Annotated in this window: 14 protein-coding genes; 2 read left to right on the top strand and 12 right to left on the bottom strand. The window is 45.0% G+C overall.

The features are described from left to right. Positions 1-457: 457 nt before the first annotated feature. Positions 458-1516, bottom strand: coding sequence for an NAD(P)H-dependent glycerol-3-phosphate dehydrogenase (locus AB9P05_RS02825; protein WP_371907298.1), 1059 nt, complete (start codon positions 1514-1516; stop codon positions 458-460). After that, positions 1488-3179, bottom strand: a complete 1692-nt coding sequence (locus AB9P05_RS02820; RefSeq protein WP_371907297.1) for a 1-acyl-sn-glycerol-3-phosphate acyltransferase — start codon at positions 3177-3179, stop codon at positions 1488-1490. Before AB9P05_RS02820 ends, AB9P05_RS02825 begins: the two co-directional genes overlap by 29 nt. Positions 3180-3374: 195 nt before the next feature. Between AB9P05_RS02820 and AB9P05_RS02815 the strand changes: the two genes are divergently transcribed. Then, complete coding sequence (locus AB9P05_RS02815; RefSeq protein WP_371907296.1) at positions 3375-5339, top strand: aconitate hydratase; 1965 nt, start codon at positions 3375-3377, stop codon at positions 5337-5339. Here AB9P05_RS02815 and AB9P05_RS02810 read toward each other — a convergent pair. The 4 genes from AB9P05_RS02810 to AB9P05_RS02795 all read right to left on the bottom strand — a co-directional run bounded on the left by AB9P05_RS02810 (position 5336) and on the right by AB9P05_RS02795 (position 8209). Further along, a complete protein-coding gene (locus AB9P05_RS02810) occupies positions 5336-6079 on the bottom strand; it encodes a hypothetical protein (RefSeq protein WP_371907295.1) in 744 nt (247 codons plus the stop codon). The two genes, AB9P05_RS02815 and AB9P05_RS02810, sit on opposite strands and share 4 nt — an antisense overlap. Further along, a complete protein-coding gene (locus AB9P05_RS02805; RefSeq protein WP_371907294.1) occupies positions 6079-6987 on the bottom strand; it encodes a hypothetical protein in 909 nt (302 codons plus the stop codon). The genes AB9P05_RS02810 and AB9P05_RS02805 overlap by 1 nt, the downstream gene beginning before the upstream one ends. Before the next feature lie 49 nt (positions 6988-7036). Beyond that, the gene (locus tag AB9P05_RS02800) at positions 7037-7606 is read right to left on the bottom strand and encodes a TIR domain-containing protein (protein WP_371907293.1); all 570 of its coding nucleotides are present in this window, start codon (positions 7604-7606) and stop codon (positions 7037-7039) included. Between the two features lie 234 nt (positions 7607-7840). Next, positions 7841-8209 (bottom strand): OsmC family protein, encoded by a 369-nt coding sequence (locus AB9P05_RS02795; RefSeq protein ID WP_371907292.1) that lies wholly within the window; start codon positions 8207-8209, stop codon positions 7841-7843. A 198-nt stretch (positions 8210-8407) separates the two neighbouring features. Here AB9P05_RS02795 and AB9P05_RS02790 point away from each other — a divergent pair, with 198 nt between their 5' ends. Continuing rightward, positions 8408-8674, top strand: a complete 267-nt coding sequence (locus AB9P05_RS02790) for a hypothetical protein (protein WP_371907291.1) — start codon at positions 8408-8410, stop codon at positions 8672-8674. Between the two features lie 85 nt (positions 8675-8759). On the opposite strand, the gene accC is transcribed toward AB9P05_RS02790, so the two are convergent. The 6 genes from accC to AB9P05_RS02760 form a co-directional block, all read right to left on the bottom strand. Next, complete coding sequence (gene accC, locus AB9P05_RS02785; protein WP_371907290.1) at positions 8760-10112, bottom strand: acetyl-CoA carboxylase biotin carboxylase subunit; 1353 nt, start codon at positions 10110-10112, stop codon at positions 8760-8762. A gap of 50 nt (positions 10113-10162) precedes the next feature. Beyond that, the gene (gene accB / locus AB9P05_RS02780; RefSeq protein WP_371907289.1) at positions 10163-10663 is read right to left on the bottom strand and encodes an acetyl-CoA carboxylase biotin carboxyl carrier protein; all 501 of its coding nucleotides are present in this window, start codon (positions 10661-10663) and stop codon (positions 10163-10165) included. A gap of 5 nt (positions 10664-10668) precedes the next feature. After that, positions 10669-11232, bottom strand: coding sequence for an elongation factor P (gene efp, locus AB9P05_RS02775; protein WP_371907288.1), 564 nt, complete (start codon positions 11230-11232; stop codon positions 10669-10671). Between the two features lie 58 nt (positions 11233-11290). Then, positions 11291-12289: a beta-ketoacyl-ACP synthase III gene (locus AB9P05_RS02770; RefSeq protein ID WP_371907287.1), complete on the bottom strand. Its 999-nt coding sequence runs from the start codon at positions 12287-12289 to the stop codon at positions 11291-11293. A gap of 288 nt (positions 12290-12577) precedes the next feature. Then, positions 12578-12769, bottom strand: coding sequence for a 50S ribosomal protein L32 (gene rpmF, locus AB9P05_RS02765; RefSeq protein ID WP_371907286.1), 192 nt, complete (start codon positions 12767-12769; stop codon positions 12578-12580). Positions 12770-12791: 22 nt separating this feature from the next. Further along, the gene (locus AB9P05_RS02760) at positions 12792-13343 is read right to left on the bottom strand and encodes a DUF177 domain-containing protein (protein ID WP_371907285.1); all 552 of its coding nucleotides are present in this window, start codon (positions 13341-13343) and stop codon (positions 12792-12794) included. Between the last annotated feature and the right edge of the window lie 143 nt (positions 13344-13486).

Genomic DNA, 13486 nt, shown 5'->3' with positions numbered 1-13486 from the left:
TGCAGTCTAAAAAAATTGTACCGGTTTAAAGTATAAAAATAAGGGATTAGCCTTTATTAACGGTGTGCAGATTTAAAAAATATTACGCATGCTATTAAAAACTTGCATCGTTTTTGCTGAGTATTTTAAAGTAATGAACACCATCAAGCAAAAATTTCGTTACATTGATAGAATGTCTCTCGACAAACTGAGAATTGGGACAAACTAATTTTTAATTCATTTCGGGAGAATTCTGATAAATAGATTTACAGACAGGAAAGTATTTGCTTGAATACTTTCTGAAAATATAGAGTTGGCATGAATAAGCAGATTGAATATACAGTAGCATCAATCAAATCTTTGATTGAAAAACTTGCCTCAACCATTTTTGATAAGCAACCTGTGCCGGTGCCTGTCAGGGTTAAGAATAACCGATAATACTTTGTTAATCAAATCCGCCGGAAGGCGGATTTTTCATTTACAGGAAGTCGATATCCACATTAAAAGGATACTTCATCAGATATTGCAGTCCTTCCGTCACCGTAAGCCCTTCGAATAGCACTTTATAAAGTGTTTCCGTAATGGGTGCTCTCATACCAATGGACTCAATCAGTTTTTTTACCGTTCTTACCGTCTGTATACCCTCAGCCGTTTCGCTCATCGTATTCAATACCTCATCCAGCGACTCTCCCTGAGCAAGGCGGTAACCTACTGTAAAATTACGACTTAGGTTACTGGTACAGGTAGCTACCAGATCACCCACTCCAGCTAACCCGATAAATGCCTGCGTATTCCCCCCGAAGGCGCGCCCCAGATAGATCATTTCCACCATACCACGGCTTATCAGCAGAGACCTGGCGTTTTCTCCGAGTCCCATGCCACTTACAGCCCCTGAGGCTATAGCAATAATATTTTTCAGTACACCACACAGTTCTACCCCTATCAGGTCTGTGCTCCCGTACACCTGGAAACGTTCATTTCGTAGTAGCCGCTGCCCTTCATGAATCACTTCACGAAACTGGCTGGCTACCACCGTGGCGGCGGGCTGGTTATGGGCTAATTCCTTCGCCAGATTTGGGCCTGCCATGCATCCAATACGTACAACCACCGTTTCCTCACGGATAACTTCGCTCATTGTTTTTACGCACTCCCGCTCCAGTGACTCCAGGTCATCCAGTGACTTTCCTTCCGGCAGCAGCAAATCCAGTCCTTTGGTGCCGTGTATCAGCATATGGTAGGGGTAAAGATACGGAGAGAGGTCCCGTATCATCTGCCGGAAATTAGAACTAGGTACTACAGGAAATATAATATGGCACTGTTCTGCCAGGTAGGCAAGGTCATTTGTAGCCTTTACTCGTTCATTAAAATCGTGGCTCCCAAGCTTATGCGTTTCATTAACCTCATCCACTACTTCCTGGCGGCGGGCGTAGATAAGGACATCACTGTTCTTTGAAAGCAAATTGGTGACTGCTGCACCGAAACTGCCCGCTCCTATTACGCCTATTGGTCTAGACATACTTTTCGAGGTCATAACCATCCATACGGTTTCGGTAGTAAAATAATTTATTCAGGTCGTCGCTCAGAATGTCTCCGTTCTTATTGCGGTATAAGGTGCGGTTAGCATGGTACATGCCCACGTTTTCAAGACCATGTTTAATGATTTCGTCAACTTCCCTGGTCATATGCGGAGCCAGGTCCACCTTGCCTTTTTCATACAGCACATACACCCTTTGCAGAAGTCTTTCGAATACCTCTTTGAAGTGATCATAAGGTATCACCTGCTCTTCTTCAGGTAATCTGAGCAGGCTAAACAGATCAAGTTTGTAATGTCTTTTCCGCAGGATCTCATAGGCAGTAAAAGCCACCAGGTGGCTGCTGAATACACGGTTGATGCGGTGATATTCTTCCACGATCCGCTCGGCAAGCATCCGTGTGTACTGCTCTTCGCGCTGTTTGTTTTCCGTAATCTTTCCGGCATTACGGAAATAGTCGCGCATGTTTACCTGTCTGCCATCGCGGCTGATACTTACACCTTCTTCGTTTACATAATTACCCATCAGGTCCATAGGTTTTCCTATAGATACCGAGATATCGCTACCCTTGGTAAAGAATTTTACAAGGAACTTAAGGATGCCTGCTGATGTGGAGAACTTGTCATTTTCAACATAGTAGCGCTCCTGACCCTTCTGCTGCAGGTACTGATTTATCAGACCGGGAGCTTCCAGTACGAAGTGATAATTCAGCACCACAGGCACTACAAAAAGCTTATGTGATTTGCCCTCCGGCTTTTGCTGGTATAGGATTCGCTGGGCCTCCATGGCAGACCCCAGTAGGCCCATTTTAAGGCGGTTTTCTATTTTGCCGCTCCGGCTTCGCGTACCTCCCGGAAAAAACAGGCTATGACACCCCTTGCGTAGAGCCAGGTTAGCATAGGTTTTCAGCGTTTCCAGGTATACCATATTTTTTTTTCGGCGGTCTACCTTATACGCCCCCAGGCTATTCATGAAGTAGGAGAAGATGCCGATGTTAAACAGGTTCAGGCCTGCGCCATAGATAAATGGAGGTAGGCCCATCGCATGTATTACCCAGCCTATAAGTATAGAATCCAGGTTACTAAAGTGTGTCGGTACCATCACAATGGTGCCTATCTTTGCCAGTTTTCTCAGGTGCTCGGTTTCTCCCGTAATATGGATCTTGTCCTGCAGCGTAAGCTCGCGGCTCCAGATAGCGCCAAATTTCTTAATACGGCTGGCATTGAGAAGGCGGGCAAAGCCAAATGTTACCATAGACCGGGTAAACCGGTAGTAACTTGGCCTGAAATCCCCTGCGATTTCGTGAGAGTATCTGGAAATAATCTCCCTTAGCAGTTCTTCAGGTAAGTCGAGTTGTTCTTCCGGATCGGTAGAGTAAGATACCAGGCGGGTCTTTATACTGGACCAGAAAGAGTGCTCGTCCTCAGGATCCACATTCCATGGATTCTGCTTGATTCGGAGCTTTTCCAGGTACATTACGTTTTCCAGTTCTTCTACCAGGGTACCGTTATTGCCTCTAACCTCTTTTACCCGTTCAATAGCCTCTCCGATTACCTCCTCTATAAAAGCCTCACGATTACGGGCCATCTTTACAACCGGCCACTCACGGGGGCCCGGTAGAATAGGCGTGTACTTTTTTTTAGTATGTATCGGGACTTCTGGTTTCATTCAGTGACCTTTCGGTAAAGCGGACAAATATACATAAACACTATCAAATAACCGGATTTCATAACCGGTATGGGGTTAGTCGACTTATTCGGCATTTTAACTCACCCTCACTAACAAACAGGAAAGCCATTGGTTGATTTTATTAGCTACTCTATTTATAGCACACCTTTTACCTAATCAATTCGCAGAAAACTAATGGCAAAACCACAGAACGTTGCACAAAAGCTAATCGCCTCACACCTGATAGAGGGAGAGATGGAACCCGGTAAAGAGATCGGTATCAAGATAGACCAGACCTTAACCCAGGATGCTACAGGTACCCTGGTCATGCTGGAACTCGAGGCTATGAAACTTGAGAAGATTAAAACAGAGAAGTCTGTACAATACGTAGATCATAACCTCCTGCAGACAGACTTTAAGAATGCCGACGATCATGTGTTTTTGAGATCCGCCGCTCAAAAATTCGGACTATGGTTTAGCCGGCCAGGTAATGGGGTAAGCCACCCCGTTCACATGGAGCGATTTGGTGTCCCTGGTAAGACCCTGGTTGGTTCAGATAGCCATACGCCAGCAGCCGGTTCCCTGGGTATGCTGGCACTGGGCGCCGGTGGGCTCGATGTGGCCTTTTCAATTGCCGGAGAGCCACTTTATTTTAAAATGCCCAAAGTACTGGGAGTAAAGCTCACGGGTAAATTACCGGCATGGGTTAGCGCCAAAGATGTGGTGCTCGAAATGCTGCGGAGGTACGATGTAAAAGGCTGCCGTGGTATGATTGTAGAGTATTATGGACCCGGGCTGGAAAATCTAGATGCTATGGACCGGCATGTAATTGCCAATATGGGTACTGAATTAGGAGCAACAACCACTGTCTTCCCAGCTGATAATAAGGTAAAAGCCTTTATGGATGCCCAGCAGCGTGGTGATGAGTTTGTTGAGCTGTTACCTGATGAGGGGGCAGAATATGATGAACATGATGAGATCGTACTTGATGACCTTGTGCCCATGATCGCATTACCCAGCAGCCCTGGTAAAGTAAAGACAGTGCGTGAGGTAGAAGGAAAAGACGTTCACCAGGTGGTTATCGGATCTTCGGCTAATCCCGGCTATCGTGATTTCTGGATTGTCAGTGAAATTGTAAAAGACCAGGAGATCAATCCGGATGTCTCGTTTGATATTAATCCCACTTCCCGCCAGATCATTGAAAACCTTTCTGCTAATGGAGCTATGAAAAACCTCATACATGCAGGGGCCAGGTTCCACCAGGCAGGCTGTATGGGATGTATCGGTATGGGACAGGCCCCAGCCTCCGGGAAAATCAGCCTCAGAACCATGCCCCGTAACTTCCCCGGCCGGTCGGGTACCCTTGATGACCAGGTATACCTTTGCTCTCCCGAAACAGCCGCGGCTGCTGCACTAACCGGTAAAATAACCGATCCCAGGGATCTGGAGAAGCAATTTAACATCAAATACCCGGTATACAGCCCTCCAGCCGAGGTCATTATTAATGAAAAGATGCTTATTGGCCCTAATGGGAAAAATGTGAAACTGGAAAAGGGGCCTAACATAAAGAGCCTTCCTGAATTTGACGGGCTCAAAGATAAATACAAGTTGCCTGTTCTCTTGAAAATGGAGGATAACATCAGCACAGATGAAATTTTGAGAGCAGGGGCAGAGGTACTGCCATTCCGTTCAAATATTCCTGCCATCAGCCGGTACTCCTTTTCCATTATTGACGAAAGCTTTCATGACCGGGCTAAGGAAGCTCAGGAGAAGGAGGGGGGTCATGTAGTTGTAGCCGGCGAAAATTACGCTCAGGGTTCCAGCCGTGAGCATGCAGCACTTGCGCCCCGTTATTTGGGTCAGGTAGCTGTTTTAGCTAAGAGCTACGCACGGATCGGCTGGCAAAACCTGATTAACTTTGGCATAGTACCATTGGAGTTTGTAAATGCAGATGACTTTAATAAGATAAATCAGGGAGACACACTGGTGCTTGAGAATATGCGTGAGAGCCTGAAAGAAAGGAAGAATGTCACCGTTAAGAATACTTCTAATGATGAGGAGTACGAAATGACCTACACCCTTAGTGACCGGCAGGTAGATGTGATTCTCGCCGGAGGAGTGATAAACTATTTCCGTATCAAGAAAAACGCAGACAACTAGATGACAGGCTGCTGCCCGGGTTCGGGATGCAGTCGTACCATTTGACGCTCCAGCGTACTGTAAAGACGGTATTCCATAGTGCCGTCTTTATTTTTTTCATAGCGCACCTCTTTCTCCAGTTTTTCGGGTATAAGCCGTAACTGTATCTGGCTGCTTTCTTTTTCAGGCTCCTTGCTAAGAGTAAAGTAATCATCACTTGGTACCAGACCGCCCTGACTCAAAAGTAACTCCCACTGTTTATTCGTAATGCTAAGGTAGAGGGGTTGCTCTTCGCGCATAATAAGCTGCCGGTTCACATAGCCAATAAAGCCATTGGTCCCTTCGGACTTATTGGGTATCAGAATAAGGTCTGTACTGATCTGCCGTCCAAAACCATGATGCACCAGTAAGGCAGGTGAGCCTTTAATTCCCAGATAAAATAGGTATGAGCATAAGATCAGAATAATAATAGCCAATGAACTGGCAGCAATACCCTTAAAAATAGCAAACAGAGTAAGCCCGCCGGCTATACCTCCGCCTATGAGCGGTGCCAGCAACTTTTTATGTTCCATTGATATATGGCTCAGGTTGGCGCGGGAATAGGTAGATAACTTGCCATGCCTGAATACGATTAACCGCTGATTAGTAAATAGAATACGGTTTCTTTCATCCCCTTCCTTAAGCAGGTAAAGCTTAGCCAGCCCTTCTTCACCTTCCTGCCACGTGAGCTCTTCCGTGACCCTTGAAAAAAATGTAGCCATCAGCCATAAATATAGGTAAGCCCTTTTATGATCAGGGTTATCATTTCACTTACGTGATTTGTGTGCATAAGATGCTCATTTTCTTCCACACTCAGGCCATTATTTAGTCTTTCAAGCCCCTTTTCATTAAAAAATGATATAATGTCATTGGGGCCCACGAAGTCATCCCCCATCTTTTGACGAGTATAATCAATTAAGTTTGCCCTGTTAACGTCCTTTCTCTGATACTCTTCAGTAAGAACCTCGGGAGAGCCGCCTTGCAGCGCCTCGATTATATGTGAGGTGACACCACCAAATGAGCCCAGTAGGTATACTGGCTTCCTGTATCGCATTGTCCAATATATTTCCTCTACCACCCCTGGGTGAAAGCCTTTGTAGTTGCTGGTCTTACCATACATAGCAATACGGCTATCCATATGCCTTGCCATTTGTTGCCGCATAGAAGTAAGGGATCTGGCCCAACAGTACCGATTGTTAATATTGTCCGGAGAAATAAATTCCGTTGGGTCCGCATCTTCTATCAACTCAGATGGCATCTTTACAGGCCTGATATGCAGTTTCCCTTGAAACTCCTGGTAGTCATGTGAAGCGACAAGTACGGATATTGGCCAAACTACATAATTCACCATCAGATTTCGCTGATAAAATTTCTGCAGAGAATTGTCAGCTGAGAGCTGACTCATCATGGTAAGAGTAATTCCTCCCGACTCCTGGCTTCTGAAGTCCCCTCCGAATCCGATGGTAATACCGGCATATTGCAGATAACGGACAATCTCTCTTTTCTTTGCCAATATAAGATCGCAGTTGGCAGTCTCAGGTAACTCTCCGGCTTCAGGAAAGGATATACTTATCCCAATCTGCTTATTGACGAATGTCCTGTAGATGTTTATATCTTCCTGGGTTGACAATGACGTAACAGGTTATTTATTAGGTGATTGAGGTGGCCAATTTACACAACTATGGCTTTGCGTCTACACGTTCTTTCGTATCAAGGTCATGGCTAAGTAAGGGCCTTGAATCATCGTAATAAAATGTTTTCCTTTTTTGGACTGCACCGTTTATATGTTCAGCCATTTTTGATGGATCGAAAGTCCAGTGGTGCAATGAGGCGAAGCCCGTAGCAAGATTGTCTGCCAGCCTGGGAGGAAGCAGGGAATGATCCACATCCTCTTTCAAAAAATCCTTATGGTCTGGAAGTATAATGCCGAGAATACCAGATGGGTAGCCATCAGGGTGAGATCGAAGAGACGCACTGATCTCCCAATCGACATATTTGCGTCCGTAGGTGTGGGGACCTATCATGACGATGGTTACCTTGGTATCTTTAATATAATGTTTACAAATAAGCTCTTTGATCTTCTTCTCTGGGAGGTCCGGATCTATATCACCATCATGTATCGATTGAGTGACTATTGTGGAAAAAATATTTCCGAAGTGATTCTCAAAAGCTGTCCGGTATAAGGAGCCCCCTTCTTTTTCGGAATCCTTGCCATGATGGAATGATATAAAAACCTTATGCTTTACCATAGTGCCTATAAATATCTGTTGAAAGCACTACCGAGAGTGTCTTCCATGTGATTAAGTTGACTAAGGGCGTCTTCTAAAAATTGCTTATCGATAAATTCTTTTAAATCTTCCGGATTGAACACTTCCATCTGGGAGACCTTATAGGTTAACTCTACCGGACCTCGTTCAAATTTAATCAGGTATTTATCATTCCACTCAAACAGGGTAATCCTGCAAAAGTCATTCGGAATTTGATCAACTATTCGCATTCAGGCCTACTTTTTCCCTTAATACTTCTGTCGTATAAGAAATGTTAGTCGTTTTATTGATAGAACTGGCTACAGAACAATATTTGTCTACACCAAGAGCAACTACTTTTTTCAGCGTTTCAGCATCCGTGTCTGGTGATACAAGGGTAAAATGAAGCCTAACGGCTGTATAGTACCTGGGGGGCTCAGCATTCCTATCTCCTTCAGCAGATATTATCAGGTCTTCAACAGTCTTTCTTTTCTTTTTTAGTATTTCAACAATGTCAACTGCTGCACAAGCTGAAATAGCTGATAACAGTAGCTCCATCGGGGAGTGGCCTGATTTTTCAGGAGCTGACCGCATATCAATTTTCATACGGTTCCCCGATTCATTTGTACTTTCATATTCTTTGTCCGATAGGTAACGGACGGTCGACTTCATCATAATGAAATGACTTTAATAAAATTAGAAAACATTCTTAAAAGCCCAAGCATAGTACGGATGTAAATATTGGTTTTTGCGAAACAATATTTTGGGTATTACCGTAATATTAGATGAACAACCTAAATAATCATGGAATACCCTCTTCAAAAAAATGACTTTAGTCCACCTTCCTGTCCGGTATGTGATCAGTATGAATTACTCAGACATGTGGTAGATCAAAATGATTATGCCCAAAGTAACAAACTGTGGAGCTCAACACTAGGACAATATCGGCAGATTCGCGAAAAGATCGAAGATCATAAGCGCGATCAATTAGAATCTATCGGATGGTTATTGCTATTGATTTCAGGTATAGTTACTGTTCTGGCCGTAGCGCTTCAGCAAGGAGCTTTTTAGTCTCAGTCTCCTGCTGAACTGAAAATATAAAAAAGGCCGCCCTCTTAAATTAGATAGGCGGCCTTTATATTTTTTTCTGTGAGATTTAGTATTTCTTCAAAACTGAAAAATCAAAATCATCCAGGAATTTAGTTGTGAAGTTTCCTTCCCTGAAGTTCTTATTGTCCATCAGGTGGATATGGAAAGGAATAGTTGTTTTGATTCCTTCGATCACAAACTCTTGCAGGGCACGTTTCATTCGCACGATAACTTCTTCGCGGGACTGCCCTGATACGATCAGTTTGGCAATCATACTGTCATAGTTGGGGGGAATGGTATAGCCCGCATATACATGTGTATCTACCCGTACGCCATGGCCGCCCGGTAGATGCAGGTTTGTGATTTTACCGGGTGAGGGTCTGAACCCGTTAGCAGGATCCTCAGCATTGATCCGGCACTCCATGCTATGCAGATTAGGATAATAGTTTTGCCCGGAAATATCTATTCCTGCGGCTACTTTTATCTGTTCCTTAATGAGATCAAAGTCGGTAACCTGCTCAGTAATCGGGTGCTCTACCTGGATACGGGTATTCATCTCCATAAAGTAAAAGTTTCTGTGCTTGTCTACCAGAAACTCTATGGTGCCGGCACCTTCATAGCCAATATGCTCAGCGCCTTTAATGGCCGCTTCACCCATACGCTTTCTGAGGTCGTCATCCATGATTGGAGAGGGGGTCTCTTCTACCAACTTCTGGTGGCGCCTCTGTATTGAACAGTCACGCTCAGAAAGGTGGCAGGCTTTTCCCCGCTGATCGCCCACAATTTGTATTTCAATATGGCGGGGCTCTTCGACAAACTTCTCCAGGTACAGGCCTTCATTACCGAATGAGGCTCCAGCTTCGCGGCGGGCATCGTCCCAGGCTTTTTTAAATCCGTCCGGCTCCTTCACAATCCGCATACCTTTACCCCCACCACCGGCAGTAGCTTTAAGTATAACCGGATAGCCGATCTCCTTGGCAATCTTCATGCCTTCTTCGATCGTATCCAGCAAGCCTTCGCTACCTGGTATGGTAGGTACCCCGGCTTCTTTCATGGTGGCTTTGGCCGTAGCCTTGTCACCCATTTTCCGGATCATTTCCGGAGAAGCTCCAATAAACTTAATACCGTACTCCTCACATACACGTGAGAATTCGGAATTTTCAGAGAGAAAGCCATATCCCGGATGGATCGCGTCCGAGTTAGTGACTTCGGCAGCCGCTATAATATTGGGTATATTGAGATAAGACTGTGCGCTCGGGGGAGGGCCTATGCAAACGGCTTCGTCAGCAAAGCGTACATGGAGGCTATCCTCATCGGCCTTAGAATACACGGCCACCGTTTTGATGCCCATCTCACGGCAGGTTCGGATAACCCGTAGGGCTATCTCGCCCCGGTTGGCAATAAGTATTTTTTTAAACACGTGATTAGCTCCGTTATATGATGAAAAATGTTGCCTTAAGTCAATGACTCTTAGCTGGGATCTACCAAAAACAGAGGCTGATCGTATTCTACAGGAGAAGCATTTTCCACCAATACTTTAACAATGGTACCGGATACTTCAGATTCGATTTCATTGAATAGTTTCATGGCCTCAACGATACAAACTGTATCTCCTGTGTTTATTTTATCTCCTACATTAAAGAAGGGAGGGGAGTCAGGGCTGGCTGAACGATAGAATGTACCGATCATTGGTGACTTTACCTGAACATATTTGCTGTCATCACTACCGCTGGCCGGCTTTTCAGCAGCAGGAGCTGCCTGAGGCTGTGCAGCGGATTGCTCTGCAGATGCAGCAGACGCTGGTGCTGGTGCAGGGGCAGCTGGTGTACTTGGTGCAGGGGTGCCTGCCTGTACGCGCGCTTCGCTATGCTTTTTGACCTTAATTTTAAATTCTTCGGTCTCTATATTGACTTCATCTAAACCAGACTGGCTAATAAAGTCGATTAATTCCTGGATTTCTTTGGCTTTCATTGAGTTTACTTTACGCGTTCATGATAGGACCCCGTCCGCGTGTCAATACGGATCATTTCGTCCTGGTCGATAAATAGTGGCACCTGGATGGTCGCGCCGGTTTCGAGCTCCGCTGCTTTCGTGGCATTAGTGGCAGTATCACCTTTTATACCTGGTTCGGTATAGGTAACCTGAAGTTCTACGAAAGGAGGGAGGTCTACACCCAGAGCTGTCTCAGTTTCGTCATGAACCAGAATTTCGACTTCCTGTCCGTCCTTCATAAACTGAGGGGCGTTGATAATCGACTCTTCTATCTGGGTCTGTTCGAAGGTGTTGCTATCCATAAAATGATAGCCCAGGTCATCCTTATACAAAAACTGGTGGGGCCTTTTCTCAATACGTGCTGTATTGACCTTGACCCCTGAGTTGAAGGTGTTTTCCAATACACGCCCGGTCTTTACATTTTTAAGTTTAGTTCGGACGAAGGCGGCACCTTTTCCCGGTTTTACGTGCTGGAATTCTACGATCCAGTATAGATCGTTATTGTATTCTATGCACATTCCATTACGGAAATCAGCAGTAGTGGCCATTGTGTTTGGTATATTTTTCCTAAAATACGAATACGTAACGAATTTAAAAATCAGCGCATTACTTAGGGTCGTACGCCCATTTCACATACACGGCTCCCCAGGTAAAGCCTCCTCCGAATGCTGCCAGAACAAGATTATCACCTTTTTTAAGCTGATTCTCATAATTCCAGAGACAAAGAGGAATGGTTCCGCTAGTTGTGTTGCCATACTTATGAATATTAAGCATAACCTTTTCACTGCCAATACCCATACGGTTGGCAGTGGCATCTATGATGCGCTTATTAGCCTGGTGGGGTACCAGCCAGGCAATGTCTTCTGATTGAAGATTATTCCGCTCCATAATGTTTGCGGAAACGTCTGCCATGTTTGTTACGGCAAACTTAAATACAGTTGAGCCTTCCTGGTGCACATAGTGCTCACGCCGGGCTACCGTTTCGGCAGTAGAGGGGCGGCGGCTTCCACCAGCCTTCATATGCAGGAAAGGTTCTCCGGAGCCATCAGTATGAAGCATGGTGTCCATGATGCCTTCGTTTTCTTCAGTAGGCTCAAGCATAACAGCACCACCCCCATCACCGAAGATAATGCAAGTCGTGCGATCAGAGTAATCAATGATACTGGACATTTTATCAGCCCCTACCACAATTACCTTTTTGTACTTGCCTGTCTCGATAAACTGAGAGCCTGTGGTCAGGGCAAATAAAAACCCTGAACATGCGGCTTGCAAGTCATACGAGAATGCATTTACCAACCCGGTGCCATTAGATATGATGTTGGCCGTGGCTGGAAACAGCATATCCGGAGTGGTAGTGGCGCAGATAAGGAGGTCTACTTCCTCAGGTTTGGTATTGGTTTTTTCCAGAAGTCCTTTTACAGCCTCAATTCCCAATACGGACGTACCCTGGTCTTCTCCTTTAAGTATTCTTCTTTCTTTGATACCCGTTCGCGAGGTGATCCATTCGTCAGTAGTATCGACGATGGTTTCCAGTTCTTTATTATCCAGAACGTACGGAGGCACATATCCTTGGACTCCGGTAATTTTTGCTTTTAAATTATTCATTCGCTAAGGGGTTGTGCGTTTAAGCAGAACGAACTATATCCGGAAAGTGCCGTCTGCCGCATTTTTGTTTAGGATTATGAGAGGCCATTCTTTGGCCGGCCAGGTTTTTAGTATGCTGTTTATTCCTTAGCTGAAAACAAAAAGGGAACATACCCGGACAGTAAATGGCCGCGGAGATGTTCCCTTTTCACTCAACCTTCCATGCTGGAAAAACGAACAGGCCCGGAGCATGTGAGCCGGGGCGCACGTGCCGAGCCATACCGTTTGCCGGTAAGAAGTGTCATTATATCAGACCAGCGTCTCTTTCTCCATTACTACCTTACCTTTATAATAGAGTTTTCCCTCGTGCCAGTGGGCACGGTGAGGAAGGTGGTACTCCTGGGTAGTAGGACATACTGCCAGATTAGGGGCAGTAGTTTTATAATGGGTTCTTCTTTTATCCCTTCTGGTTTTGGATGTTTTCCTTTTAGGATGCGCCATTTCTACTTCAGTTTATCGCTTCTTATCGCTTCAAATTCTTTAATGCCTGCCATCTTGGATCGATGGCTTCTTCTTCGTCCTGCTCAGTGGTGTCACTATCAGCCTGTTGTGTATTGGCTGAAGAGGTATATACCATTGTGCCGGCCTCCTCGTCTTCCTGATCATCTTCGGCTGTCCTGAGGTCAGGGTGAACCTTTTTGATCGGGATAGTCAGTCCGATAAAATCATAAACGGGCTGAGCGACATTGATCGACTGCGTAGTGTGAGTAATGATCGTGATGTCGTCATCCAGTTCCTGCTCTTCGTCGCCAAATTTATAAACCATTTTGTTCTCTACCGAAAAGGTATGATCAAAAGGTTCAAGGCTCCTGTCGCAAATCAGCTCTACAGATCCGTTTAACTTAAAGGTAGCATTGATCATGGTCTCGGATTTCTCCAAAATAACATCAACTTTACCAGCTCCTTTTTCAAAAAGCCCCAAGTTATACTTTTCAAAAAACTGATCATTTAGATCGAACTGAAACGAATGAGTGCCATTGTTCAGCTTAAATATGTCGATATCGTAGTATCTCATGCCAGACAATAGCGCTCTTTCAAATCAAGAGCGCAAATTTAGGTCTTTTTTTTGTAATAGAAAAGCATTCTTTCTGCACGAAAAAATGCTGATGTGAAATATCTGATGAAAAACCGGGCTGCCGGGCTAAAAGTTCATTTTTC

It is taken from the genome of Roseivirga sp. BDSF3-8, from assembly GCF_041449215.1.
Lineage (GTDB): Bacteria > Bacteroidota > Bacteroidia > Cytophagales > Cyclobacteriaceae > JBGNFV01.
Note: the sequence above shows the minus strand (reverse complement) of the source record. Positions and strands in the feature narration are given on the sequence as shown.

Coding starts and splice junctions, on each gene's coding strand:
- AB9P05_RS02825 (WP_371907298.1), bottom strand. CDS start 1,516: ATGGTTATGACCTCGAAAAGTATGTCTAGACCAATAGGCGTAATAGGA.
- AB9P05_RS02820 (WP_371907297.1), bottom strand. CDS start 3,179: ATGAAACCAGAAGTCCCGATACATACTAAAAAAAAGTACACGCCTATT.
- AB9P05_RS02815 (WP_371907296.1), top strand. CDS start 3,375: ATGGCAAAACCACAGAACGTTGCACAAAAGCTAATCGCCTCACACCTG.
- AB9P05_RS02810 (WP_371907295.1), bottom strand. CDS start 6,079: ATGGCTACATTTTTTTCAAGGGTCACGGAAGAGCTCACGTGGCAGGAA.
- AB9P05_RS02800 (WP_371907293.1), bottom strand. CDS start 7,606: ATGGTAAAGCATAAGGTTTTTATATCATTCCATCATGGCAAGGATTCC.
- AB9P05_RS02795 (WP_371907292.1), bottom strand. CDS start 8,209: ATGAAAATTGATATGCGGTCAGCTCCTGAAAAATCAGGCCACTCCCCG.
- AB9P05_RS02790 (WP_371907291.1), top strand. CDS start 8,408: ATGGAATACCCTCTTCAAAAAAATGACTTTAGTCCACCTTCCTGTCCG.
- accB (WP_371907289.1), bottom strand. CDS start 10,663: ATGAAAGCCAAAGAAATCCAGGAATTAATCGACTTTATTAGCCAGTCT.
- efp (WP_371907288.1), bottom strand. CDS start 11,232: ATGGCCACTACTGCTGATTTCCGTAATGGAATGTGCATAGAATACAAT.
- AB9P05_RS02770 (WP_371907287.1), bottom strand. CDS start 12,289: ATGAATAATTTAAAAGCAAAAATTACCGGAGTCCAAGGATATGTGCCT.
- rpmF (WP_371907286.1), bottom strand. CDS start 12,769: ATGGCGCATCCTAAAAGGAAAACATCCAAAACCAGAAGGGATAAAAGA.
- AB9P05_RS02760 (WP_371907285.1), bottom strand. CDS start 13,343: ATGAGATACTACGATATCGACATATTTAAGCTGAACAATGGCACTCAT.